Raw genomic sequence first — 23094 nt, 5'->3', positions numbered from 1 at the left:
GTTATTCGTCCACGATCGCCCGTTGTGCGTCAGCCGCTCCTCCCCAGCAGCGCGAGCAGCCGGGTCTGCGCGTTCGCCCCGGCCGGGATCTCCAGCGGAGCCGCGTACATGCCGCTCGCGGCCAGTCCGTCGGCGTAGGGCATGACCTCCTTGAGGGAGAACTCGACGAGCCCGTCCGGCAGCCGGTCGTCCGCGCCGATGCCCCGCGCGAGGTCCCAGGTGTGGACGACGCAGTCGGCGGTCAGCTCCGAGCAGTACGCCGACCCGAGCGCGGGCCCGTACGAGAGCCGGACGGTGCGCTCCAGCGCCCCGGGGATCTCGAAGGCGGTGTGCGCGGCGGCGGAGGCCTCGTCCCAGGCGGCGGCCGGATCCGTGCCGAGGACATCGCCGTTGTAGGTGCTGCCGATGTCCTCGACGGTGCGGCCGTCGGTGACCAGGGGCGGTATCCACAGCTGTTCGGCCGTGACGTGGTTGACCAGGTCGCGCACGCTCCATTCGCTACAGGGCGTCGGCGCGTCCCACTGCGCGTCCGAGACCGCGTGGACGTACTGGCCGAAGAGCCTCAGCGCCTCGGCGTGCCGCTCCAGCAGCGGGTCCGGCATGGATGGCATGCATCTCACCGTCCTCTGTTCCCCGGGTGCCCCCGGAATCACTGTCCTCGCCCCCACCACACCCTGCCACCCGCTCACCCAATCCCCTTGGTGCGCAAGGATGCTGTCCACATGTCAAAACGCATATCTCAGATGCCGAACTGATCCCTTACCGTGAATCCAACGCGCCGACAGCACTTCGACGACGAAGGAGCCATGTCCCATGAACGCCATGAACGCCACGGATGCCACGGATGCCACTCACACGGCGACGGCCACGGAGCCCCCGCACGAGACCGCGGTCTACACCCACGGACACCACGAGTCGGTGCTGCGCTCGCACCGCTGGCGCACCGCCCAGAACTCCGCCGCGTACCTGATCGGCGAGCTGCGCCCGGGAATGAGCGTCCTGGACGTGGGCTGCGGCCCGGGCACGATCACGGCGGACCTGGCGGAGCTGGTGGGGCCGCAGGGCCGGGTCACGGCGGTGGACGCGGCGCGGGACGTGGTCGACCAGGCCGCCGCGTACGCGAAGGAGCGCGGCCTGACCGGCATCGAGTTCGCCACCGCCGACGTCCACGCGCTGGACTTCCCCGACGACTCCTTCGACGTGGTCCACGCCCACCAGGTGCTGCAGCACGTGGGCGATCCGGTGCAGGCGCTGCGCGAGATGCGCCGGGTGTGCCGGCCGGGCGGAATCGTCGCGGCGCGGGACGCGGACTACGCGGCCATGACCTGGTACCCCGCGACTCCGGGGCTGGAGGAGTGGCTGGACCTGTACCGGCGGGTGGCGCGCGCCAACGGCGGCGAGCCGGACGCCGGACGCCGCCTGCGCGCGTGGGCGCGGGCGGCGGGCTTCACGGACGTGACCTGCACGGCGACCTCGTGGTGCTACGCGACCGAGGAGGAGGCCGCGTGGTGGTCGGCACTGTGGGCGGACCGTACGACGGCCTCGGCCTACGCCGGGATCGCGACCGGCGGCGGACACGCGACGCAGGCGCAGCTGGCGGCCGTCGCGGACGCCTGGCACGCCTGGGGCGCGGAGCCGGACGCCTGGTTCTCGGTCCTGAACGGCGAGATCATCTGCCGCGCCTGACCCCTCCCGGCCGCCGGCTTCCGGCCGCCAGGTTCAGGCCGCCAGGCGTACGGGGAGCAGTTCGGGCCGCTTGGCCGTACGGCCGTCTCCGGAGGAGCGCCCGCGCAGCCGTCGCCCGATCCAGGGCCCGGCGAAGCCCACGGCCCACCGCAGCTCCCCGGCGCCGCCCCGCAGGCCCGCCGGGGCGGCGGGCGGCGGGCCGGGCAGCGGGCGGGTCCACGCCTCGTCGCTGCCGGGCAGCCCCAGGGCGTGCGCGACCCCGGCGGCGATCATGGCGTGGCCGGAGGGCGCGGCGTGCAGCCGGTCCGCGCTCCACATCCGGGGGTCGGTGGAGGCCTCGTGGCGGGCGAAGTCGGCGACGGCCACCCCGTGCCGCTCGGCCGCCTGCCGTATCCGCTCGTTCAGCGCGGTGACGCGCGGGGCCGCCCCCTTGGCGAGCGGGACGAGCTTCGCGATGTCGGGGAAGGTGACGGTGGCGACGCGGGCGCCCTGCGCGGTGAGCGCCGCGAACATCGCCTCCAGATGCCCGGCGACCTCATCGGCGTCGAAGCGGGGCCGCAGCACGTCGTTGACTCCGGCGACCACCGTGGCCAGGTCGGGGCGGAGCGCGAGGGCCGGCCCGAGCTGCCCCTCGCGGACGCCCGCCGCGAGGCGGCCCCGCACGGCCAGGTTGGCGTAGAGCACGTCGGGCTCGTGCACCGCGATCAGCTCCGCGAGCCGGTCCGCGCACCCGCGCAGCCCCGTGCGGTCGTCCCCGTCGCCCACGCCCTCGCTCTGGCTGTCGCCGAGCGCCACGTACCGGGTCGGCCGTCGCTGCTCACTGCTCTCCACGGGATGCCCGCCTCTCGTTCAGAATCGTCGTGGTGCGCTCGTACCAGGCCCGGTTGGCCCGCTCGAACTCCAGGCCGCGCAGGCAGGTCAGGTAGGGGCCGATCCGTGCGCCGTGGCGCAGGAACTCCTCCTCCGTCCGCTCGCCGCGCATCGAGCGCAGCAGCTTCTCGAACAGCTCCGCCCTGGCCGTCGCGAAGGCGGTCCGCTCCGCGAGCTGTGCGATCAGCCCCTGCGTGTCGACGTACTCGGCCGCCTGGACCTTCACGAGCAGGTCGTCGCGGATGACGCAGGGCTTGGTCTCGGCGGCGGTGAAGCGCTCCAGCTCGGCCAGTCCGGCGTCGGTGACCTGGAACAGCCGCTTGTTCGGCCGGGTGTCCTGGACGACCTCGCGGCCCGCGATGAAGCCCTCCCGCTCCAGCTTGGCCAGTTCGGCGTAGAGCTGCTGGGGCAGGGCGTGCCAGAAGTTGGCCACGCCCGTGCCGAAGGCCTTGGCCAGCTGGTAGCCGCTCAGCTCCTCGTCGAGCAGCGCCGCCAGTACGGCGTGACGCAGAGCCATCGTTCGGTCTCCTCGGGATCGTGCGCGGCAGCGCCTTCTCTGGAACGTGTCTTCTCAAGGACGCCCGAGCCACGATAGTCAAGAAACTGACTAATCACATCGGTGACTATCGAGGAGGCCTCATGAGTACCGCCACCAGCACGGCCGACCGTTTCCGCGCCGCCGTTGCCGGCCATGACCTCGCCGCGCTGGATGCGCTGTTCACCGACGACATCCGGCTCAACAGCCCGGTGAAGTCGAAGCCGTTCGAGGGCAAGCCGGCGGTGCTGGCCCTGTTCCGCGTCCTCCTGCGCACGTTCGAGGGCTTCCACTACGTCGGCCACTTCGACGGCAGCGTCCAGTCCGCCGGCGTCCCTTTCGGGGCGGAGGGGGCCGAGGGGCCGGCGACCGTGCTGCCGTTCCGGACCACCGTGAGCGACCGGCAGGTGCACGGCATCGACATGCTGCACCTCACGCCCGAGGGCCTGATCGACGAGATCACCGTGATGATCCGTCCCCAGACGGCGGTCGTGGCGGTCGGCGAGGCGGTTCTCGCCGGCCTGATCGCCGAAGGCGCGGTGACCGGCTGACCGGACCTCGGACGGCAGCCCAGTAGACTCGGTGCCCGTGGCGGATACCCAGTACGAAGACCTGTTGAAGCTGGTGCTCACCTCCGGGACGGCGAAGGCCGACCGGACGGGCACCGGCACCCGGAGTGTCTTCGGGCACCAACTGCGTTACGACCTGTCGCAGGGGTTCCCCCTGGTCACCACCAAGAAGGTGCACCTCAAGTCGATCGTGTACGAGCTGCTGTGGTTCCTGCGCGGCGAGTCGAACGTCGGCTGGCTGCGCGAGCACGGCGTCACGATCTGGGACGAGTGGGCCGACGAGAACGGCGACCTCGGCCCGGTCTACGGCGCCCAGTGGCGCTCCTGGCCCACCCCGGACGGCCGGCACATCGACCAGATCACCGAGGTCCTCGACACGCTGCGCCGCGACCCGGACTCCCGCCGGATGATCGTCTCCGCCTGGAACGTCTCCGAGCTGTCCAAGATGGCGCTCGCGCCGTGCCACGCCTTCTTCCAGTTCTACGTGGCCGACGGCAAGCTCTCCTGCCAGCTGTACCAGCGCAGCGCGGACCTGTTCCTCGGCGTGCCGTTCAACATCGCCAGCTACGCCCTGCTCACCCACATGGTGGCCCAGCAGGCCGGTCTGGAGCCGGGCGACTTCATCTGGACCGGCGGTGACTGCCACATCTACGACAACCACGTCGACCAGGTGACCGAGCAGATCTCGCGCACCCCGTTCGAGTTCCCGGAGCTGAAGCTGCACCGGGCCGACTCGCTCTTCGACTACGCCTACGGCGACGTGAAGCTGGCCGGCTACCAGCACCACCCGGCGATCAAGGCTCCGGTCGCGGTATGAGCCTCGACACCGGCATGAGCGTCGGGCTGATCTGGGCGCAGAGCTCCGACGGTGTGATCGGCGCGGACAACGGTATCCCCTGGCGGCTCCCTGAGGACATGGCCCACTTCAAGGCCACCACCCTCGGCCATCCGGTGGTGATGGGCCGCAAGACCTGGGACTCACTGCCGGCACGGTTCCGCCCCCTCGCGGGGCGGCGCAACATCGTGGTGACCCGTGATCCCGCATGGACCGCGGAGGGCGCGGAGCGCGCCGGCTCCATCCCCGAGGCCCTGGAGCTGGCGGTCGAACAGCCCGACCCAGCCGCCCCCGCCACCGCCTGCTGGGTGATCGGCGGCGGAGAGGTCTACCGTGCCGCGCTTGCCCACGCCGTCATGCTCTCGGTCACCGAGGTCGACACCAAGGTGATCGGCGACACCCACGCCCCGGAGCTGGACCCGGCGTGGGCCGTCGCCGAGGACGGCGGCTGGCAGTCCTCGGTGACCGGCCTGCGCTACCGCATCCGGACCTACACCCGGTAGACCCCCCGGCCACCTGGGGGGATGGCGCTGCAAGGCCTGTCGGAGGCTAACCGTAGAGTGTGCCGCCCATGTGACGCCCACATGGACGACATCGCTCCGGGGGGAACGACATGCTCAACCCCGCGCGTTCGCGCGCACGGTTCAGATCCGCGAAGACCCTCCTGGTCCCCGCTCTGCTGGCGGCGCTGCTGACGCCGCTCGTCCCGGCCGCGAACGCGTTCGCCGCGACGCCGTCGGCCACCGCGTCCGCGAAGGCCGACCCCGCACCAGCGCAAAAGGCCGACCCGGTGCGCCCCCCGGCGGGCACGGTCCGCACGGACAAGGTCTCGGCGCCGGTTCCGGTCTCCGCGGGTTCGGCCGAGGAGGACTGCACGCCGCTCGCGCTCGCGCCGCTCGGTGCCCCCGGCAGCGCCGTCGGCAGCGCCACGATCGGGTCCCAGGCCACCGCCTGCTTCACGGTTGTCGTGAGGAATCCGGGCATGCACCGGCTCCTGGTGTCCCACCAGTCCGCCTACGCTTCGCTGAGCTCCGGCGAGAGGCAGGTCGATTGCGGGGAACCGTTGACCCACTCCTGGTGCGAGCTCGCGGCCGGTACGTACACGCTCTCGGTCCACAACAGCCACTGGGAGCCCATCACCAACCGTGTCGCCCTCGTCCCGTTGATGACCGCTCCCGGATGTCCGGCCGTTGCCGGCACCCGCTACGACTCCGCCCCGAACTCAGGGACCGCCACGGACAGTCTGGGCATCGTCTGCCACGCCTTCACCGCCGCTCCCGGCGAGCGGATCACCACGGACTTCCGGCTGACCGAGCGCGGAGAAGGCTTCGTGCACTGGATCACGGATGGCACCGGCAAGCGCATCTGTAAGGACAGCGCCGAGTGTGTGCTGCCCGCCGGGACGGGCGGCTACCGCGTCCTCACCGAGGTCGCCTCCCCCGGCGCCTACAGCCTGAAGGTCCGGCGTCTGTCGAACCCCGAGGGCTGCGTTCCGGTCGCCGCGACGGCGTACAGCTCCCCGCCCGCGCAGGGCGCCCCCCTGACCGGGTGCAGGACGTTCACCCCGGCTGTGACCGGACGCTACGACGCCGATGCCATCGATGCGCAGGGCGGGGCCTCCTCCATCAGAGTGCGTGCGGCGAACGGATCCCCCGTCTGCGAGGCCGGGCGTGACTGCCTGCTCACCGCCGGTACCCCGTACATCCTGCTCACGGAGCACGCCGTGCGGATCCTGTCCCGCACGGCCATGGCGGGCTGTGAGAACGGGGTCGCGCTGGCGCGCGACCAGAAGGGCACATTCGCCACACCTGGTGAGGTCGACTGCCTGAACCTCCCGGTACCCCAAGGGGCCCACATCGCCGTCCTGTCCGACGGTGCCGCGTCCATCACCGTCGTCGACTCCAAGGGGGCCGCCTTCTGTGAGCGCGAGAACGTTCTGAAGGACGGCACCTGCGCCCTGGGCGGCACCGCTCCGTACCGAGCCCTCGTCTCCAAGCTCGACCCAACCGCGGAGAGCGACGTCTACCGTCTCGTCGTCCACCGCACGGACGCACCGAGCGCCTGCCGCACCTTCCTGCCCGGCGACTTCACGGGGAAGCCGGTCCGGATGAGCGTGAAAACCAGCGCGGAGGTGTTCGCCGACTGCCTGTCCATTGCGGCCGGGGACCACTCCGCGAACGAGCTCCTCCAGATCCAGCGGGTTTCGGGTGACTCGGTGGTGACCGTCAACGTCCTCGACGCGAAGGGCAAGCCGGTCTGCTCCATGAGTACGGCCTCCGGCTCCTTCTCCACCTGCTCCCTGACGGCCAAGGTCGCGCACACTGCCCTAGTGCAGAGCCGGAACGTGCCCGCCGAGTTCGCCCTGACCCGCCTCGACGTCACCTCCACCGCGCGCGGCTGCGTCCCGACCCCGGCCACCGCAGTGGGCGGCCCGTCCACCGGCGGCGTACCGGCCAAGCCCGGCACGTTCCTGTGCCACCAGGTGACCACGGCCGACGCTGCGGACACCCTGCACCTGAACGCCCGTGACGCGCTGGGCTCCGTCCACCTGCTCGGCTTCAAGGCGAACGGCGAAGGCGTCTGCGACTACTTCGACGCGGGCTGCGCCGTCACCGGCTCCACCCGCTACCAGGTCCTCGTACAGGTTCCGGAGGGCAAGACGGCGGCACCCGCCTACCGGCTGGACACGCTGCGCATCGGCACGGCGGCCGGGCCCGCCAACGAGTGCGTCAAGGTCTCGGACGTCAGCAACGGGTTCGGACCGCTGACCGCCACCCTGAGCGAGAAGAAGACGGCGATCTGCGCGGTGCTCCCGACCGTGACGGGCGACTACTTCGACCTGCGGTTCACCCCCGCCGAGCCCTTGGAGCAGTCGCCCACACCCTGGCTGTACGACCGCTCGGATCTGCAGAGCAGGTGCTGGGGAGGCCAGTACTACTCCTGCTATCTGCCAACTGCCGCCCCTCCGAAGGTTTCCCGGCCGAGCACGATCCTGATCGGTCTGCCGGAGAAGCCCGCGAAGGCCTCCACCGCGGTACGGCTCAAAGCCACGTGCTCCCACTCCCCCTGCGGTCAGGAGGACCCGGCCCCCAGCACGGTGGGGCCGTCCACGGTAGGCCGGGGCAAGGTCACCATGACCGTCACGGGCACCGGTCTGAACGAGGACGTTTCGGTCGAGGTGACCAACGACAGCTTCGGAGTCCAGTCGACAACCGTCTCCATCGCTTCCGACCGGCGCAGCATCACGGTCGCCCTGGACCTCACGAAGGCCCCGCTCGGCCCGCTGTCCGTGAGAGTGACTGCGCGCGGCGACGAGTGGGTCAAGGGCACCGTCACCGTCGTCGCACCGATCCGTTCGACAGCCGCCCCCACCGTCAAGGGCACCGCGGTCGTCGGTGGCCAGGTGACGGCGACGACCGGATCCTGGTCGCCCGTCGCCGACTCCCACACCTACAGGTGGTACGCCGACGGGAAGGCGATCACGGGTGCCACGGCCTCGTCGTACGTTCTGCCCTCGGCGCTCCAGGGCAAGAAGCTCACCGTGGCGGTGACCGCCCGCAAGGCAGGGCACCCGGCGGTGAAGGCCACCAGCGCCGCCGTGCTCGTCAAGGGAGTCGCGCCCAAGGCGACGAAGGCCCCGTCCATCACGGGAACGGCCAAGGTCGGGAGCGTGCTGACCGCGAACCGCGGCACGTGGACTCCCACACCGACCTCGTACGCCTACAAGTGGTACGCGGACGGCAAGCTGATCACCGGTGCGACCCGGAGCACCTTCACCCTGACCTCCGCGCAGCGCGGGAAGCGCATCACCGTGAAGGTGACGGCCTACCGGACCGGTCACCTGACCGGCACCGCGACGAGCGGTGCGAGGGGGCCGGTCGCCGGCTGACCCGCCCGCTCGACGCAACAGCCCCGGGGGCGGCCACACGGCCGGCCCGGGGGCTGTTGGGCGTCGAGGAGGCCCCGCCGGAGACGTACCGACGGGCCCCTTGGCCTCAGTCGCCCGGTGGCCGCATCCGGAAGTCGTACGCGGCCGGCAGCGGGCGGTCGGTGAGGGTGGCCCAGACCTCCGAGAGGGTTTCCTCGCCCTCGCGGAGGTCGGGCAGTTCGAAGCCCTCCTCGAAGACCCGCCGGGCCGCGCCCACATGGCCCTCCGCCGCGAGCAGCCGGGCCCCCGACAGCCGGAAGCGGCCCTCCTCGCGCAGGGCGGGGCGCAGCCGGTCCCACACCGAGCGGGCCTCCGGCAGCAGCCCCGCCGCCAGCAGGGACGCCAGCGCCTCCCGGCCCAGCGCCGATTCGGCGGCCAGCCAGCCCGTGCCGCCCCGGCTCTCCTGGGCCAGGTCCTCGAAGGCCTCGGCGTACCAGCGGGCCGCCCGGGCCGGATCGCCGGCCAGGTCGTCGGCGACGGCCAGGCACCTCAGCAGCGGCCACCGCGAGGGGGCCAGCGCCAGCCCGCGCTCCCAGCTCCGTACCGCCTGGGCGATGTCCCCGGCGTGCCACTGGGCGACCCCGAGGTGGTACTCGGTCAGCGGGTCCGCCGGCGCCGTCTCCAGCATGTCCCGCCAGTGCGGGGCGACGAGGCTCGGGCCGGGCGGGGCCACCCGGCGCGGGGCGGGGAAGACACCGGTGCGCCACAGCTCCAGCCAGGGGGCCTGGTCCTCTTCGAGGGTGTCCTCCGCGAAGGGGGTGCCGGGCAGTTTGTGGCCCCCGCACAGCACTTCCAGCGCGCCCCAGCCGGAGCCGGCCGCCAGCCGCTCCCCCGGTTCGGTGTCGGCGCACCCGCGCCACGCCTCGTACGCCGCGTCCACGGCGGGTCCGGGCAGCGCGGACTCCAGCGCCGTCCCGGCCGCGGCGCGGGCCGCCGCCCAGTCGTCCCCGTGCACGGCCTCCGGGTCCGCGGACAGGGCTCCGTAGGCCTCCAGCCAGCTGAACTCCCCGCCCGCCTCCAGCCGTACGTGTTCCAGCTGGGTCCGGGCGAGCCCGGCCTGGATCTCCGCGTAGCCGGCCGTGCCGGGCTCGGTCAGCCACTCCTGCCAGCGCCGGCCGCCCTCGCCCGCGCCCCAGACGAAGAGCTTGCGGCCGCGCAGCCGGGCCGTGGAGGTCTGGACGAGTCCCCGCCCGTCGGCGTCGAGGGAGGCGATCCAGGGCCGGGTGCCGGCCTCCACCTCGTAGAAGAAGTCGGCGGGGTACGTGCTGCGCAGCGGGTAGGTGCGGTCCGCGCCCTCCCATCCGGGTACGGGGATGCGCCGCAGGGAGCGCTCGTACCCGAAGTGCCAGGCCTCGTCGGCCGGGGCCAGGACGCGGGTTCCGGTCTCCTCGGGCACGGCGATGTTGGACCACCAGTAGACGGGCGCGGGCCGCTCGTGCGGATTGCGGACGCGGACGCCGACGTAGAGGAACTCCGAGTCCTCCGGCAGCCACAGGTCCACTTGGAAGGGCAGGTCGCGCAGCCGCTCCCACTCCCAGAGCCGCACCATGACGCCCCCGTCGGGCGCCGGGACGAGTGCGGCGTGCAACGGGGCGCAGGAGAGGGTGGTGTGACCGGTGGCCCCCAGGTTCCACTCGATGCCGCCGGAGAACCAGGCGCCGTTCAGCGCGAAGTTCGCGGGCTGGAACACCGGGTTGCGGTAGAGCAGTTCGCGTCCGGTGGGGAGGTGGACGAGCGAATGGATCCGGCCACCGAGGCCGGGCAGGACGGTGGCGCGCAGGTGCGCGTTCTCGATGACGATCGCCTCGAAGTCCCGCTCCGTGCGCTGCCGTTGGTAGCCGTCCCGGATCCGGACGGGCAGCAGCGAGCGCAGCGGCTCGTACCCGATCTGGCGTGCCATGTCGCGCGGCAGTCCCTCGCGCGACCGGTCGTCCAGCGTGTGCACCCCGTCGGACTCGCGGAGGGCGGGCAGTGGGTTCTCGGTGCCCAACGGGGCTGCGGGAAGAGTCAGTACGGAGCGGCGGACGGTGGTGGCCATGAGGGAAAGGGAACACGCCACGGCCGCCGGTGCACAGGGATTCGGCGGATCACCACCGGTCAGGATTACGCAAAACCTTTTGCCGTAGGGGCCGGTGGCCGATCATGGAGGGCATGAGCGGTGTGAGCGAAGAGGCCAGTTCTTCACGGGGGACGAGTCCGGGAGCCGGTTCACCGGGCCGGCGACCGGCGACGAGCGGCGGATGCTCGTCGGCATGCTGGGGGCCCAGCGCGCGACGCTGCGGCTCAAGTGTGCCGGTCTGGACGCGGAGTTGGCGGCCCGGTCGGTGGAGCCGTCCACGCTCTCGCTGCTGGGGCTGGTGCGCCACCTCGCGGACGTGGAGCGCCGATGGTTCCGGCAGGTGCTGGCCGGGCTGGAGGCTCCGGCCCTGTTCTCCTCCCCGGCCGACCCCGACGGGGACTTCGACGGCGCGGCGTCCACGCCCGGGGCGGCCGAGCGGGCGTGGGAGGCGTGGCGCGCCGAGGTGGAGTTCGCGGAGGGGTTCACGGAGCGGGCGCCCGACCTGGAGGTCTCCGGGAAGGACGGCTGGCGGGGCGAGGTCTCGCTGCGCTGGGTGCTGATCCACATGATCGAGGAGTACGCACGGCACAACGGCCACGCGGACCTGCTGCGCGAGCGCATCGACGGAGCGATCGGGGTCTGAGCGGAGCAGACCGACCGCCGGGCCGGGCGGCTGCCGGTGGCGGGCGCATGACGGGCCGGGCGGCTGCCCGCGGGCGCATGCCGGGCCCGGGGCCCGGCCCGGCCCGGTCCGAGGGGCACGCCCTACGCGAACGCCCCCGCCACCAGGTCCGCGAGCAGGGCTCCGGCACGCCCGTCCGGGTCCAGGTCCGGATCGTAGATGGTGACGTTGAGTCCGACGCAGCGCGGGGAGCTGATCAACACGCCCAGCAGCTCGGCGAGTTCGTCGGGGATCAGGCCGCCGGGGTCCGGGCTGTCGACGGCCGGCATCACGGACGGGTCCAGTACGTCGGCGTCCAGGTGGACCCAGAACCCGGCGGTGGCCGGGGGCTGCAGCCCCGTCAGCGCGGTACGGGCCACCGGACCGGCGCCGCGGTCGCGGATCGCCCCGACCGTGGCGGCGAAGATCCCGGCGGCGCGCAGCTCCGGGAGGTCCGGGTCGCCGTCGCGCAGTCCGAAGAGCCGTACGTCCTCGTCGCGCACGTAGGGCCCGAGGCCCTCCAGGTCCGCGAGGTCCGCCTGTCCGCGCCCCGTGGCGAGCGCCAGCTCCTCGCCGCCGGCCGCTCCGACGGGCCCGTTGACGGCCTCGTTGCCGGAGTGGCGGAAGTCGGCGGAGCCGTCGATCGCGGCGATGCCGTACCGCCCGATGCGCCGCATGGCGAGGGAGGCGCCGAGCTGGATGGAGCAGTCGCCGCCGAGGACGACGGGGAACTCCCCGGAGCGCAGGTGGTCCTCGATCCGGTCGGCGAGGGCGACGGTGTACGCGGCGAGGGGCCCGGCGTGGAACACCCCGTCGCCCTCCTTCCAGTCGCCCCGGTCGTAGCGCGGCGGGACGACGACACCGCCCTCGCGCGCGCCGAGGCGGGCCAGCAGGCCCTGTTCGCGCAGGGCCCCGGCCAGTTTGTACACACCGGGAACGGCGCCCGGGGCCGGGGGGCGGAGCCCGAGGTTGGACGGTGCGTCGAGGAGCACGAGGGTTCGCATGGAGTCATCCTGTGCGATGCGGGGCCCCGGGAGGAGGCATTTCGGACGTGAGCGCCCAGCGTTCGTGGTCGCGCCAGGCGCCGTCGACGTGGAGGAAGTCCGGCGACAGCCCCTCCAGCCGGAAGCCGAGGCCTCGGACGAGGGCGATCGAGGCGGTGTTTCCCGGCTGGATATTGGCCTCCAGCCGGTGCAGTGCGAGCCCGTCCGCCGCGAAGGCGTGGCCGATCGCAAGGCCGAGGGCCTCCCGCATGAGCCCCCGGCCCGCCGCGTGCGCGAAGGCCCCGTACCCGAGCGCGCCGCAGCGGAAGGCACTGAGGACGATGTTGTTGACGTTCACGAAGCCGGCGATCGCGCCCGACTCCCGCTCGCACACGAGGAATCCGGCCCTGCCCGCCGCGGCGGCCCCGCTCGCACCCGCGATCAGCGGGGCGGCGTACGCCTCGTAGGCCTCCTCGGTCACGGGCGGCGACAGCCACGGATGGTGGAGCTCCCGGCTCTCGCGCGCCCGGGCGGTGAACTCGGCCGCGTCGGTGGGCCGGTAGGGCCGCAACCCGGTCCGGCCGGCCTCCGCGAGGTACGGGAAGGACGACATCGGCCCATCTTAGAAGGTGACCGCGCGTCGGTCGGAGCGGGCACGACGCCCCCGCCGAGGACAACGCGCGGCGCGCCTTCGACACCTCGCCCTCGACACCGGCGCCACGCTGTTCTTCGACCACCACGGCCCCGAGAGGGTCGCCCGGCTCAGCGAGCGCCGCCCGGACAGCCGACCCTGCGTTTTATCGCATCGCCCCCGACCTGCGTCTATGGCAGGCTCCCGATGTGATCATCACCCCGAACACTGAAGAACTCCTCCTCGCGGCCGCGTACAACAACGCCGCGTGGTGCGCCGCCGTATGCCGCGACGGCGCCTTCACCGCCCAGGCCTGGAGCAGCCCGCGCCCGACCCCGCTCTATTACCCGGACGCCGTGACCCTGACCCGGGACACCGACACGGCCGCCCTGCTCGCCGGGATCGACACCGCCGCGCCGCGCGCCTCGGTCAAGGACAGCTTCGCCGTGCTCGACCTGGCTCCGGCCGGCTTCGAGGTCCTCTTCGGCGCCGAGTGGATCCACCGCCCGGCGTCCGCTCCCGCGGCCGCCCCGGCCCTGGCGTGGAGCCGGATCTGTGGCCCCGCGGAGCTTGAGGCGTGGGAGACGGCCTGGGACGGCGAGGAGAGCACCGGGCTGTTCCACGCGGGGCTGCTCGACGGGGAGGCAGAAGGAGCCGCGGAGATCGCCTTCCTCGCGGGGCGGGACGCCGAGGGCCGGATCCTCGCCGGGGCCGCCGCGAACCGCACCGGCGAGGTGGTCGGCATCTCCAACGTGTTCAGCGCGGACGGAACCCCGGACGACGAGGCCTGGGCGGGCGCGCTGACCCTGGCCGCCTCGCTCTGGCCCGGCCTGGGGCTCGTCGGCTACGAGTCGGGGGACGACCTCGACACGGCGCTGCGCCACGGCTTCACCGCCATCGGCCCGCTCCGCGTCTGGGTCCACTCGGGCTGACCGCCCGGCCCGGTCCCCCGGGCACGGGCCCGCTACGGGCCCGCTACTTGCGCCGCCGGGCGAAGTACGCCCCGCACAGTCCGCCCAGTACGGCCGCGATCAGGAGGGCGACGTACAGCGGCATCGTCACCTGCGGGATCAGCAGCCGGATCTTGGTGGAGCGGGTGTTCTCGAAGATGAACACCAGGGTGAGCACCGCGAGCGCGGCGATGCCGGCGCGGCCCGGGGTGATCGACCCGCGACCCTTTCCGCGGTTCTTGGACGTGTGGGAGCTCATGGCCCCATCGTCCGCTCGCGGCGGCCCGGGAGCTCAGTCGGACAGGGCCAAACGGGGGATGTCCGCCCGCTCGAACCCGAACACCTGGGCGTACAGCGACAGCTCCGCCTCCAGCGCCCGGACCATCGTGTCCGCGCGCCGGAAGCCGTGCCCCTCCCCCTCGAAGGCGACGTACGCGTGCGGCACCGACCGCCCGCGCATCGCGGCCAGCAGCCGCTCCGCCTGAGCGGGCGGGCAGACCGGGTCGTCCAGGCCCTGGAGCAGGACGAACGGCGCGGTGATCCGGTCGGCGCGGGCCACCGGGGAGCGCTCGCGGCCGATCAGGGCCAGGGTCTGCGGAGGTCCGGCGAGGCCCTCGACGTAGCGGGACTCCAGGTCGTGGGTCTCCGCGGCGAAGCCGGCCAGGTCCAGGACCGGGTAGATGATCGCGGCGCACGCGTACAGCCCGGTGGCGGCCAGCGAGGCCGCCGCCGTCCAGCCGCCCGCGCTGCCGCCCCGGATCGCGAGCCGGTCCGGGTCGGCGGTGCCCTCGGCGGCCAGCGCCCGCGCCACGGCGGCGCAGTCCTCCACGTCGACGACGCCCCACTGTTCGCGCAGCCGTTCCCGGTAGGCGCGCCCGTAGCCCGTGGAGCCGCCGTAGTTGACCTCGACGATGCCGATGCCGCGCGAGGTGAAGTAGGCGATGTGCAGGTCGAGTACGGGCGGCACGTGGTCGGTGGGGCCGCCGTGCGCCCACACCACGTACGGGGGCAGCTCGTCGGCCCTGGCGCGCAGCACGGGGTGGTGCGGCGGGTAGACGTGGGCGTGGATCTCCCGGCCTCCCCGGCCGAAGAAGGTCCTGCTCTGCGGCTCCGGGTAGTACGCGGGGTCCGCCCGGCCCGCGGCATCGGCCCGGTCGCCTCCGCCCGGCCGCTCGGCTCCGCCCATCCGCTCGGCTCCGCCCACCCGCTCGGCTGCGTCCGCCCCCTGCGCACCGCGGCCGCCCACCACCCGGGCGTGCCCGGTGGCCGTGTCCAGCTCCACCACCTCGTACGCACTGCGCGGGCTGGCCGCGACCCCGTAGACCCGGCTGCCGCTGACGGCCAGGGTGGGCTGCCAGGCCGTCCACGGACCGGCCGCGTCGACCAGGTCCCCGCTCTCCGGGTCGAGCACGCCGAGCACCGAGGAGCCCCGCCCGTGCAGGACGGCCACCAGTCCGTCGGGGAGCGCCGCGATCCAGCGCAGGCCGGGCTTCCACAGCGGCCCGCCGAACTCCTCTTCCCGGGGGCAGAGGTTGACGGCCTCGCCCGTCTCCCGGTCCACCCGGTACGGGTTCCACCAGCCGCCCCGGTCGCTCACCGCGAGGAGGCTTCCGCCGGTGGTCCACTCGACCTGCGCGACGGCCTCCTCGGGTCCGCCGAGCACGGTACGGGCCTGCGCGAGACGGCCGTCCGGGGTGACCTCGGCGAGCCGCAGCTCGGTGCCGTCCCAGGGCATCCGCGGATGGTCCCACACCAGCCACGCGGCCTGCCGCCCATCGGGGGAGAGCCGGGGCCCGGTGCTGAACCGGTACCGGTCGTCCGTCAACTCCCGCACGAGCGACCGGTCTTCCGCGGCCGACCCGTCCAGCGGTACGGCGGCCAGCACCCGGCGCACGTCCGTCGGCGCGGACCCGGTGAACTCCTCGAGCACGCACCAGACTTCACCCTCGCGCAGCACCGGGTCGGCCCAGCGCAGCCCGCCGCCGACCGCCGAGACGGGGGTCAGCGCCCGCGGGGCCGGGCTGCCGGGCGCGTCCGGCTCGTACGCGTACAGCCGCTGGTCGGCGTAGTGGACGAAGACCACCAGCGGTCCGCCCAGGGGCCGTTCGGCGCCCGCCCAGGGCAGGCCGCCGTACTCGGTGACCCGGCTGCGCACGTTCCACGGCGCGGGCAGCGCGCAGCCCGCGGGCCCGCCGTCCGCGGGCCGGCGGACCAGGGCGCGGCGGCCGCCTTCGGCCGGCCGGGGCACCGTCCACCACACCTCGGCGCCGATCGTGCCGACGTACTCCGGCCTCCCGTCGAGGGAGGCGGCGAGCGCGGCGCCGATGGGCGAAGGCCAGCTGCCGTAGGGGGCGGTGCCGTCGCCGCGCGGGGTCGTCGGCCGGGTCATCACAGGGCGCGCAGGGCGCGGTCGAGGACGCGGACCCCGAAGTGCAGGGCGTCGACGGGAACCCGCTCGTCCACTCCGTGGAAGAGGGACCAGTAGTCGAAGCCGGGCGGCAGCTTGAGCGGCGAAAAGCCGTAGCCGCTGATGCCGAGCCGGGAGAACTGCTTGGCGTCGGTGCCGCCCGCCATGCAGAAGGGCACCACGTGCCCCTCGGGGTCGAAGGCCTCGACGGACTCGCGCAGGATCCCGTACGTCCGCCCGTCCACGGGGGCTTCGAGCGCCACCTCCCGGTGGTGGAACTCCCAGCGCACGTCGGGCCCGGTGAGCTCGTCGAGGGTGGCGGCGAACTCGGCCTCGCCGCCGGGCAGCATCCGGCCGTCCACGTACGCGGTGGCGGCGCCGGGGATGACGTTGAGCTTGTAACCGGCGCTGAGCATGGTCGGGTTGGCGCTGTTGCGGACGGTCGCCTCGACGAGGGCGGCGGCCGGGCCGAGCTTGTCGAGGATCACGTCGAGGTCGAATCCGCGGGCGCGCGGGTTCACCGACATCCCCTGCAGGGCGGCGAGTTCGGTGATGCAGGCGGTGACGGTGTCGGTGAGGCGGACGGGCCAGTCGTACTCGCCGATGCGGGCGACCGCGGCGGCGAGCCGGCTGACCGCGTTGGCCCGGTTGGGCTTGGAGCCGTGTCCGGCGGTGCCGGTCGCGGTGAGCTTCAGCCAGGCGGTGCCCCGTTCGCCGGCCGCGATCGGGTAGAGGGTCTGCCCGGGGGCGGCGTGCACGGCGAAGGCCCCGGATTCGCTGATGCCCTCGGTGCAGCCCTCGAAGAGTTCCGGGTGGTGGTCGGCGAGGAAGCCCGAGCCGTCGATCGCACTGTCCTCCTCGTCGGCGGTGTAGGCGATCACGACGTCCCGCCGCGGCTGCACGCCGGCCCGCGACCAGGCCCGTACGACGGCCAGCACCATCGCGTCCATGTTCTTCATGTCGACGGCGCCGCGGCCCCACACGACCCCGTCCCGGACCTCCCCGGAGAAGGGGTCCACGCTCCAGTCGGCGGCCTCGGCCGGGACCACGTCGAGGTGGCCGTGGACCAGGAGGGCGGGGGCGGTGGGGTCGGTGCCCGCGATGCGGGCCACCACGTTGGTGCGGCCCGGGGTGCGCTCCAGCAGCGCGGGCTCCAGGCCGATGTCCGCCAGCCGCTCGGCGACGTACTCGGCGGCCGGGCGCTCCCGGCAGTCGCCGCCGCCGCGGTTGGTGGTGTCGATGCGGATCAGGCCGGAGGTGAACTCGACGGCCTCGTCGAGCGCCACCCGGTCGACGGGGGTGTTCCCGGGTGCCGCGGCCTGCGGACCGGACGTGTCAGCCATACTGCTCCTCCACCGCTGCCGAGACGATCGTGGTGACCGCCTTGAAAGTCCGGATCCCCTCGTACATCGTCCCGCTGGTGTAGCCGACCCTACGCTCACCCGCCCGCTCGACCCCGGGCACGACGGTGGCCGCCATCGCCAGGTGCTCGGCGTCGAACTCCACCTCCACCGTGAACGGTCCCCCCTGCACCGGCTCGTGGCGTACGGCGAGGGCCGCGGCCTCCTTGGCGGCGGCCCGGATGTCGGCGGCCGTACGGGCCGGGGTGCGGCAGACGGCGGCGTAGCGCGAGACGTGGTCCTTGACGGCGACGGTCACCGCTTCCGGGGCGTAGCCGGCGGCGTCGGCGCAGGTCAGGTCGTCTCCGGTGACGAGGACGACCGGGACCCCGTACTCGGCGGCCACGTGCGCGTTGAGCAGGCCCTCGCTGGCGCGGGTCCCGTTGATCCAGACCCCGGTGATGGAGTTGGCGAGGTAGGTGTGGGCGAGCACGCCCTCGGCGCCGGCGCCCGTGTGGTAGCCGACGAAGGCGATGCCGTCGACGTCCCCGTGCTGGACGCCCTCGACCATGGAGAGGGATTTGTGGCGGCCCGTCAGCATCTCGACGCGCGCGTCGAGCCGCTCCAGCAGCAGGTTGCGCATGGTCCAGTGGGCCTCGTTGACGAGGACCTGGTCGGCGCCCGCGTCGTAGAACCCGAGGACGGCGGCGTTCACGTCGGAGGTGAACAGGGTCCGGCAGCGTTCCCACTGCGGGGTCCCGGGCAGCACGTCGGCGGGCCAGGTGACGCCGGTGGCGCCTTCCATGTCGGCGGAGATGAGGATCTTCATCGGGCCCCCGGGCGGTCGGTAGCGCTCAGGGCCCCACCCTAAGCGGTCCCGGGGAAGTGGGGCACGACTCCACGCCGCCCGGCACGGCGTCCTCAGCTCCGGCCGCGCACCCGCGCCGCGATCCGCCCGACCAGCTGCGAGGGGGCCGGCTCGCCCTTGACGGACAGCAGGTACGCCGCCGGGGAGGCGGCCAGCGCGGCCTGCTTCTGCTGCCGCGCGCCACGGGCGATCCAGGCCATGCCGAAGGCCGCACCGAGACCGGTGGCGATGACCGGGTTGCCGGAGAAGTGCCCGACCGCCAGGCCGAGGAGCGGCGGCAGGGTGAAGGCGACGTTGGCCGCGCTGAAGACCGTGTTGCCGTTCAGGGAGCGCACCGACTCCTCCAGCTCGGCCAGCGGGACCCGGAACCGCCGGTCGACCTCCTGCCCGACGTAGCGACGGGCCGCCTCCGGCAGCTCGATCTCCGCGAGGTCCGACCCTGCGAAGCGGTGTGCGAGGCCGTACGGTCGGTGGTCGGCGCGTAGCCGCCGCGCCGCGCGAGCTCCTCGGCCAGCGCGCACTCGTACACCCAGGCGAGTTCGGGGGACATGGCGAGGAAGCCCCTCGGCGGTCACCCCGCGAAGCAGCCTCGAGCGGCGCACACGAAGGGCGAGCCCACCATCCACCAGGGCCCCCCGCAGCCGGCGGTCGACCTCACCGTGGTAGACACCGGCCAGACCGAACGGCTGGGCGCGGCGCGGGGCCGGGTCGCGGAACACGTTCGCCACACCGTGCCGGCCGTCGCCGAAGTCGGGAAGGCCGTTCGAGTCCCCGCCGGCGGGCAGGCCTCCCAGCTCCTCGAAGTCCGCGTGCTTCGCCCGCAGTTCCCCGAGGACGGCGGCGCCCCCGGCCAGCACCTCCAGGAAGTCCTCCCCCGGGTCGCTGGTTTCACTCGATCCGGTGAGGCCAAGTCCCCGGCCTCACCGGCAACGACCTTGCTCAGCCCTTGACTTCGGCGGCCAGGTTGGCGAGGAGGGTGTCGTAGATGCGGGCCAGGCCCTTGGGCGCGAAGGTGCGCTCGAAGAAGCCGCCGATGCCGCCCGCGCCGTTCCACACGGTGGTGACGACGGCCTTGGACTTGCCCTCGCCCGCCGGCGTGACCGTCCAGGTGGTGACCATGGTGGAGTTGCGGTCCTTCTCCACGAGCTGGCCGTCGGTGGGCTCGGTGACCTCCAGCAGGCAGTCGCGGACCCGCTTGCTCGTGGCCTGGAGCTTCCAGTGGACGAGGGTGCCCTCGCCGTCGCCGCCCTCGCGCACCTCGTACTCGCTGAAGTGCTCGGGCAGCACCTTGCCCCGGGTCCCGGTGTAGTCGGCCAGCGCGTCGAACACGGTCTCCGCGTCCGCCCCGATGATGCGTTCCGTGGTGGCCTCGACCTGCGCCATGGCTTTCCTCCAGCAGTTGTGTTCGCTCGTCACCGCGAAGCCAACCACCTCCGGGGCGGGCGCCCAAATCCGGGTCAGAGGTGACAGCGCACGAGGACGAGGAGGGTGTCTCCGGGCAGGGCCTCCAGATAGCGCGCGGCCCCGTACCGGTACGGCTCCGCGATCGGCGCGGGGTGCGGGCAGGAATCCGGGCCGTCGCAAGCGCCGTGGACCGGCCCTTCCTCTCCGCACCACCAGCCGTCGAGGGTGAGTACGTAGGGGAAGTAGGGCAGGCATGCCGTTTCCTCGGCCACGAACTCCCGCCGCCCGAGGCGCGCGACGGCGTGGGCGGATCCTCCGTGGAGGATGTCGGTGAGGTCGTGGCCGCGGTGCGCGGCCTGCAGCGCCGACATGCCCTCGCGGTAGGCGAGGACCAGCGGCTGGGCGTCGAAGGCGACCCGGGCTTCCACCTGCGCCCGCATCTCGATCCGGAACTCCTCGGGGTTCGACCAGGGCTGCGGGACCTCGCGCTCCGGCACGAACGGCGGGTGGAGCGGGACGAGCTCCTGCCACAGGTCCCAGGCCGCCGCGGCCTGCGCGGCCCCCTCGGCCCGGATCTCGGCGAGGGCCAGCGCCTCCCGGGGGCCGCCGGCGCACCGGCCGGGCAGGCTGGGCCCCGGGTCCTCGTGCACGAGCCGCGGGTCGTCCGCGTAGCCCGGCAGCAGCTCGAAGCCTCCGCCGTGGACGCCGCCCTGGATGCGCCACCCGTCCCAGATGTCGAACGCCTCGTCCCCGCTGTAGTCCAGCTCGAACGGCGCCATCGCCTCCGCCACTGCCTCTTCGAGCCTGCTCCGGTCCTCACCCGGAAGGCAGACCACGATCACCATTCGCGCCATCCGGCGAACCTCTCATGCGTGATCCGTCGCAGCGAAGGTTGAGCAGTTTCACCGAAGGTTGAGCACCGGACTGCACGTGTGTGAACACCATCCGGCTCCGGTCGTCAAGATCGGCCGCGGAAGGCATCGATGACACCGCTGAACCTGATGGTCAAGCAGCACCTGGCCCCGTTGATGAAAGCAGCCGGAGTCAGGAAGTCCGGCCACACCTTCCGCACACCAGTAACGGCGATCAGGCCATCCTGGGGTTTGCCCGTCTCTAGCGCCGGAGGGCTTCGGGTCGGTGGCTGGTCGTACGGATTGAACTGTGGTCTGTGCTGACGCTCGGGCCTCCGCGAGGTCGCATGCGCGCGTGGGTCCCGGAGGTGCCGTCCGGGCCCCACGAGTGTCAGGCCGCTACTGCCTTGCGGCTTCGGTCGGCTATGCGGGCCGAGACCATGAGGAGCAGCAATGGGGCGGTGATGATGATCAGCGGCGCCATATCCACCACGATGGCGCCCACGAACAGAAAGGCCTCGAGAACGCACGCCACCTGAGCCCGGCGGCCAGGCAGAACGTCCTTGAGGAACGAACGAATCAGGCCCAGCAGATACCAGGCACTCGCGATGAGGAAGATGAGACCCGCGACTACCGCCACAACAAGGTAGCCGACCCTCTCACCGGTTCCGGCGGTACCTTCTTCGTAGGCATGCGGACCGAGTCCGCCGATCATCAGCGGGGCGAAGATAAAGCAGATACCAGCAACCAGGATTGCTTGGAGAAGGACCACAACCGACTCCACTATCAGCAGGACCTTACGGGATCGGCTCATGGATCTCCTAACTCATAGTTGCGGGGAGTCTAGTACCACAGGTGCTGCAGGGCGCCATCGGGGACCAAGTCGATCTTGCACCAGGTGTTGAAGCTTTTGGTCGCCTCAGATCCGGTCAATCCTTGATCCCGAGCATGCTGTCCGAAGAACCTGCCGAGGGCGTTGTTGTGATAGTCCATGGCATGGTGACGATTAGCGAGCCCCTCGGACATATTCGGCGGCTTGGGGCCCATTTCGTGGCGATCGGCAAACCCCTTTGCCGTCTTCGATCCCATCTGCCATGCCATGTACGCGTTCCACGAGCAGTGGCGAAATGCATCGACCGTTCCACCATTCGAACTACTGCCGGGCCAAATTCCGTCCGGCTGCTTCTCGCGATCCGAAACTTCTCGTGCGTTCTGAGATGCGCTCCAGGCGTTCTCGCAGATGTCCCAACGGCTGGGCCACGCACAGAAGTCGCTTTCGGCTTCGTTCATATATCCGCTGTAGGCGAGGGTCGTCGGGGATCCGCTCTCTGCCCAGTCAGGCTGAATGGCAATCTTGGCCAGTTCTTCATCGGTCACTGACTGCTTTTCCCCTGCAGGCACAATCTCACCGGGGATGAACTTTTCGGTGGCAGCCTCCTGCGCCTGCTCGCCAACCGTCTCGGAAAGCGCGACCTTGCCGCCGAATAGAGTGACCGACTTGGTCGTGGCACTGTGATCCTCAGCCGACCAGTTGGTCGCAAAGTTGATCGTCTCTGGCGGGTTCAGCAACAGAGGCATTCCGACCGTGGCAGCAAAGGCGCCCCCGCTCATTGCGTCATAGAACGCCTTGGACGTGGCAACTCCGACCCGCACCGGCTGCGGGGTAAACTTTTCCGCAACGAGGGCGGCGGTTTCATAAGCATCCTGGCCTACCAGGGACCCATGGCTACTGGCATAGGATCCACGGGCAGGACCACCGACCGTTGTCTTGGTCACGCCGGCCGGAAGACCATCGAGCCAAGTCTTCACCGCAGGGCTGATGGTCTTGTCCGTGCTGTAGACGAAGGCACCGCCGGTAACGGCGGCGGCCGTCGAGGCAGTGACAGCGTCGTACCAACCAGTGTGGGTGGCGATGGTGACATGCTTCGGCAAGGGCACGTTCTTGGCGATACTCAGGGCGGTCGCCGAGGCATCCGACCCGGAGAACCGATTAACTTGGTACCCGAGATCTTTTAGGCTCTGCTCGGTGGCGGCGCTTACGGCGACCGTTCCGCCGACAATGTAAATTGTCTTTCCGGCAGGCAGAATCCTTTTGATCTCGGCAGCTACGCGCGAGTCAAGTTCGCTTGTGCCAGTCAGCAGAAGAGGAGCCTTCTTGGCTTTCGCCAGAGGGATGGAAGCAATGCCGTCATAATATGCGTCTACCGGGCCACAACTACCGACTGTGCACTAAATCCGGATGTGCTGGAGACGCTCTTCCAATGAGCGCGCGAAATTTCGATGGACGTCCCAACCGCATCCGGCCCCTGAAGTCGCTGCAAAGCAGCCTCAGAACCCGAGGTTGCAGCGAACTGCATTTGCTTTCCGGGAGTCGGATACGGTGCGGGGGCGGCGGTCACCACAGAGGCGCTAACGAGTTGCCCGAGTAGCAACCCGCCAAGAATTCCACTTATGGCGAACTTTTTGTTTCTGATATTCAAGATACCCCCCAAAAAATACAGAAAGGTAGGGGAATAC

The 23094-nt window shown here is 71.9% G+C and carries 24 protein-coding genes and 1 pseudogene; 8 read left to right on the top strand and 17 right to left on the bottom strand.

The features are described 5' to 3' along the window. Positions 1–29: 29 nt before the first annotated feature. A complete protein-coding gene (locus tag MTF69_RS39855; protein ID WP_243341698.1) occupies positions 30–602 on the bottom strand; it encodes a TIGR03086 family metal-binding protein in 573 nt (190 codons plus the stop codon). Positions 603–822: 220 nt separating this feature from the next. Between MTF69_RS39855 and MTF69_RS39850 the strand changes: the two genes are divergently transcribed. Continuing rightward, a complete protein-coding gene (locus MTF69_RS39850) occupies positions 823–1686 on the top strand; it encodes a class I SAM-dependent methyltransferase (protein ID WP_243341697.1) in 864 nt (287 codons plus the stop codon). A 33-nt stretch (positions 1687–1719) separates the two neighbouring features. On the opposite strand, the gene MTF69_RS39845 is transcribed toward MTF69_RS39850, so the two are convergent. Then, positions 1720–2517, bottom strand: coding sequence for an SGNH/GDSL hydrolase family protein (locus MTF69_RS39845; RefSeq protein ID WP_243341684.1), 798 nt, complete (start codon positions 2515–2517; stop codon positions 1720–1722). After that, complete coding sequence (locus MTF69_RS39840) at positions 2504–3073, bottom strand: PadR family transcriptional regulator (protein ID WP_243341682.1); 570 nt, start codon at positions 3071–3073, stop codon at positions 2504–2506. Before MTF69_RS39840 ends, MTF69_RS39845 begins: the two co-directional genes overlap by 14 nt. Positions 3074–3195: 122 nt before the next feature. Between MTF69_RS39840 and MTF69_RS39835 the strand changes: the two genes are divergently transcribed. The 4 genes from MTF69_RS39835 to MTF69_RS39820 all read left to right on the top strand — a co-directional run bounded on the left by MTF69_RS39835 (position 3196) and on the right by MTF69_RS39820 (position 8384). Next, a complete protein-coding gene (locus MTF69_RS39835) occupies positions 3196–3642 on the top strand; it encodes a nuclear transport factor 2 family protein (protein WP_243341680.1) in 447 nt (148 codons plus the stop codon). Positions 3643–3679: 37 nt separating this feature from the next. Continuing rightward, positions 3680–4477 carry a thymidylate synthase gene (locus tag MTF69_RS39830; RefSeq protein ID WP_243341679.1) on the top strand — a complete coding sequence of 266 codons (798 nt, stop codon included), beginning with the start codon at positions 3680–3682 and terminating at the stop codon, positions 4475–4477. 14 nt (positions 4478–4491) lie between these two features. Further along, positions 4492–4998 (top strand): dihydrofolate reductase, encoded by a 507-nt coding sequence (locus MTF69_RS39825; RefSeq protein WP_243341696.1) that lies wholly within the window; start codon positions 4492–4494, stop codon positions 4996–4998. Positions 4999–5108: 110 nt separating this feature from the next. Continuing rightward, the gene (locus tag MTF69_RS39820; RefSeq protein WP_243341678.1) at positions 5109–8384 is read left to right on the top strand and encodes a hypothetical protein; all 3276 of its coding nucleotides are present in this window, start codon (positions 5109–5111) and stop codon (positions 8382–8384) included. Between the two features lie 106 nt (positions 8385–8490). Here the strand turns inward: MTF69_RS39820 and MTF69_RS39815 are convergent, their stop codons facing one another. Next, positions 8491–10461, bottom strand: a complete 1971-nt coding sequence (locus MTF69_RS39815; RefSeq protein ID WP_243341677.1) for a DUF5107 domain-containing protein — start codon at positions 10459–10461, stop codon at positions 8491–8493. A gap of 94 nt (positions 10462–10555) precedes the next feature. Here MTF69_RS39815 and MTF69_RS39810 point away from each other — a divergent pair, with 94 nt between their 5' ends. Further along, on the top strand, positions 10556–11125 hold the full coding sequence (locus tag MTF69_RS39810) for a DinB family protein (RefSeq protein ID WP_374325471.1): 570 nt from the start codon (positions 10556–10558) through the stop codon (positions 11123–11125). A gap of 122 nt (positions 11126–11247) precedes the next feature. On the opposite strand, the gene MTF69_RS39805 is transcribed toward MTF69_RS39810, so the two are convergent. Next, entirely contained in the window at positions 11248–12147 is a 900-nt protein-coding gene (locus MTF69_RS39805) for an arginase family protein (RefSeq protein WP_243341676.1), read from the bottom strand. Between the two features lie 4 nt (positions 12148–12151). Further along, complete coding sequence (locus tag MTF69_RS39800; RefSeq protein ID WP_243341675.1) at positions 12152–12739, bottom strand: GNAT family N-acetyltransferase; 588 nt, start codon at positions 12737–12739, stop codon at positions 12152–12154. Between the two features lie 227 nt (positions 12740–12966). Between MTF69_RS39800 and MTF69_RS39795 the strand changes: the two genes are divergently transcribed. Further along, positions 12967–13689 carry a hypothetical protein gene (locus tag MTF69_RS39795; protein ID WP_243341674.1) on the top strand — a complete coding sequence of 241 codons (723 nt, stop codon included), beginning with the start codon at positions 12967–12969 and terminating at the stop codon, positions 13687–13689. Between the two features lie 43 nt (positions 13690–13732). Here the strand turns inward: MTF69_RS39795 and MTF69_RS39790 are convergent, their stop codons facing one another. The 6 genes from MTF69_RS39790 to MTF69_RS43975 form a co-directional block, all read right to left on the bottom strand. Next, entirely contained in the window at positions 13733–13966 is a 234-nt protein-coding gene (locus MTF69_RS39790) for a LapA family protein (protein WP_243341673.1), read from the bottom strand. Positions 13967–13999: 33 nt separating this feature from the next. After that, positions 14000–16096, bottom strand: a complete 2097-nt coding sequence (locus MTF69_RS39785; RefSeq protein WP_243341672.1) for a prolyl oligopeptidase family serine peptidase — start codon at positions 16094–16096, stop codon at positions 14000–14002. Beyond that, the gene (locus MTF69_RS39780) at positions 16096–17457 is read right to left on the bottom strand and encodes a M20/M25/M40 family metallo-hydrolase (RefSeq protein WP_243341671.1); all 1362 of its coding nucleotides are present in this window, start codon (positions 17455–17457) and stop codon (positions 16096–16098) included. The genes MTF69_RS39785 and MTF69_RS39780 overlap by 1 nt, the downstream gene beginning before the upstream one ends. Then, positions 17450–18283: a M55 family metallopeptidase gene (locus MTF69_RS39775; RefSeq protein ID WP_243341669.1), complete on the bottom strand. Its 834-nt coding sequence runs from the start codon at positions 18281–18283 to the stop codon at positions 17450–17452. Before MTF69_RS39775 ends, MTF69_RS39780 begins: the two co-directional genes overlap by 8 nt. Positions 18284–18375: 92 nt before the next feature. Further along, entirely contained in the window at positions 18376–18657 is a 282-nt protein-coding gene (locus MTF69_RS43980) for a hypothetical protein (protein WP_374325465.1), read from the bottom strand. Continuing rightward, complete coding sequence (locus MTF69_RS43975; RefSeq protein WP_374325462.1) at positions 18645–18872, bottom strand: DUF6236 family protein; 228 nt, start codon at positions 18870–18872, stop codon at positions 18645–18647. The genes MTF69_RS43980 and MTF69_RS43975 overlap by 13 nt, the downstream gene beginning before the upstream one ends. On the opposite strand from MTF69_RS43975, the gene MTF69_RS43970 reads away from it, so the two are divergent. Further along, a complete protein-coding gene (locus MTF69_RS43970; RefSeq protein ID WP_374325459.1) occupies positions 18871–19272 on the top strand; it encodes a hypothetical protein in 402 nt (133 codons plus the stop codon). The two genes, MTF69_RS43975 and MTF69_RS43970, sit on opposite strands and share 2 nt — an antisense overlap. Here the strand turns inward: MTF69_RS43970 and MTF69_RS39765 are convergent. From MTF69_RS39765 to MTF69_RS43965, 5 genes and pseudogenes are all read right to left on the bottom strand, one after another. Next, a complete protein-coding gene (locus MTF69_RS39765) occupies positions 19262–19705 on the bottom strand; it encodes an SRPBCC family protein (protein ID WP_243341666.1) in 444 nt (147 codons plus the stop codon). The genes MTF69_RS43970 and MTF69_RS39765 overlap by 11 nt on opposite strands. 74 nt (positions 19706–19779) lie before the next feature. Next, on the bottom strand, positions 19780–20580 hold the full coding sequence (locus MTF69_RS39760) for a hypothetical protein (protein WP_243341665.1): 801 nt from the start codon (positions 20578–20580) through the stop codon (positions 19780–19782). Positions 20581–20968: 388 nt separating this feature from the next. Continuing rightward, on the bottom strand, positions 20969–21391 hold the full coding sequence (locus MTF69_RS39755) for a hypothetical protein (protein WP_243341664.1): 423 nt from the start codon (positions 21389–21391) through the stop codon (positions 20969–20971). 29 nt (positions 21392–21420) lie between these two features. Beyond that, a complete protein-coding gene (locus tag MTF69_RS39750) occupies positions 21421–22515 on the bottom strand; it encodes a cell wall-binding repeat-containing protein (protein WP_243341663.1) in 1095 nt (364 codons plus the stop codon). Positions 22516–22611: 96 nt separating this feature from the next. Beyond that, positions 22612–22761 (bottom strand): annotated as a pseudogene (locus MTF69_RS43965) (cell wall-binding repeat-containing protein); the annotation flags it as partial. Positions 22762–23094: the final 333 nt, after the last annotated feature.

This window comes from Streptomyces sp. AP-93 (genome assembly GCF_022808175.1).
Lineage (GTDB): Bacteria > Actinomycetota > Actinomycetes > Streptomycetales > Streptomycetaceae > Streptomyces.
The sequence above is the reverse complement of the archived record's forward strand: the minus strand, read 5'-3'. Positions and strand labels throughout refer to the sequence as shown.

Excerpts from the sequence above, each read along its gene's own strand:
- MTF69_RS39855 (WP_243341698.1), bottom strand. The coding sequence starts at position 602 with ATGCCGGACCCGCTGCTGGAGCGGCACGCCGAGGCGCTGAGGCTCTTC.
- MTF69_RS39850 (WP_243341697.1), top strand. The coding sequence starts at position 823 with ATGAACGCCACGGATGCCACGGATGCCACTCACACGGCGACGGCCACG.
- MTF69_RS39840 (WP_243341682.1), bottom strand. The coding sequence starts at position 3,073 with ATGGCTCTGCGTCACGCCGTACTGGCGGCGCTGCTCGACGAGGAGCTG.
- MTF69_RS39835 (WP_243341680.1), top strand. The coding sequence starts at position 3,196 with ATGAGTACCGCCACCAGCACGGCCGACCGTTTCCGCGCCGCCGTTGCC.
- MTF69_RS39825 (WP_243341696.1), top strand. The coding sequence starts at position 4,492 with ATGAGCGTCGGGCTGATCTGGGCGCAGAGCTCCGACGGTGTGATCGGC.
- MTF69_RS39820 (WP_243341678.1), top strand. The coding sequence starts at position 5,109 with ATGCTCAACCCCGCGCGTTCGCGCGCACGGTTCAGATCCGCGAAGACC.
- MTF69_RS39815 (WP_243341677.1), bottom strand. The coding sequence starts at position 10,461 with ATGGCCACCACCGTCCGCCGCTCCGTACTGACTCTTCCCGCAGCCCCG.
- MTF69_RS39805 (WP_243341676.1), bottom strand. The coding sequence starts at position 12,147 with ATGCGAACCCTCGTGCTCCTCGACGCACCGTCCAACCTCGGGCTCCGC.
- MTF69_RS39800 (WP_243341675.1), bottom strand. The coding sequence starts at position 12,739 with ATGTCGTCCTTCCCGTACCTCGCGGAGGCCGGCCGGACCGGGTTGCGG.
- MTF69_RS39790 (WP_243341673.1), bottom strand. The coding sequence starts at position 13,966 with ATGAGCTCCCACACGTCCAAGAACCGCGGAAAGGGTCGCGGGTCGATC.
- MTF69_RS39785 (WP_243341672.1), bottom strand. The coding sequence starts at position 16,096 with ATGACCCGGCCGACGACCCCGCGCGGCGACGGCACCGCCCCCTACGGC.
- MTF69_RS39780 (WP_243341671.1), bottom strand. The coding sequence starts at position 17,457 with ATGGCTGACACGTCCGGTCCGCAGGCCGCGGCACCCGGGAACACCCCC.
- MTF69_RS39775 (WP_243341669.1), bottom strand. The coding sequence starts at position 18,283 with ATGAAGATCCTCATCTCCGCCGACATGGAAGGCGCCACCGGCGTCACC.
- MTF69_RS43970 (WP_374325459.1), top strand. The coding sequence starts at position 18,871 with ATGGCGAGGAAGCCCCTCGGCGGTCACCCCGCGAAGCAGCCTCGAGCG.
- MTF69_RS43975 (WP_374325462.1), bottom strand. The coding sequence starts at position 18,872 with ATGTCCCCCGAACTCGCCTGGGTGTACGAGTGCGCGCTGGCCGAGGAG.
- MTF69_RS39765 (WP_243341666.1), bottom strand. The coding sequence starts at position 19,705 with ATGGCGCAGGTCGAGGCCACCACGGAACGCATCATCGGGGCGGACGCG.
- MTF69_RS39760 (WP_243341665.1), bottom strand. The coding sequence starts at position 20,580 with ATGGCGCGAATGGTGATCGTGGTCTGCCTTCCGGGTGAGGACCGGAGC.
- MTF69_RS39755 (WP_243341664.1), bottom strand. The coding sequence starts at position 21,391 with ATGAGCCGATCCCGTAAGGTCCTGCTGATAGTGGAGTCGGTTGTGGTC.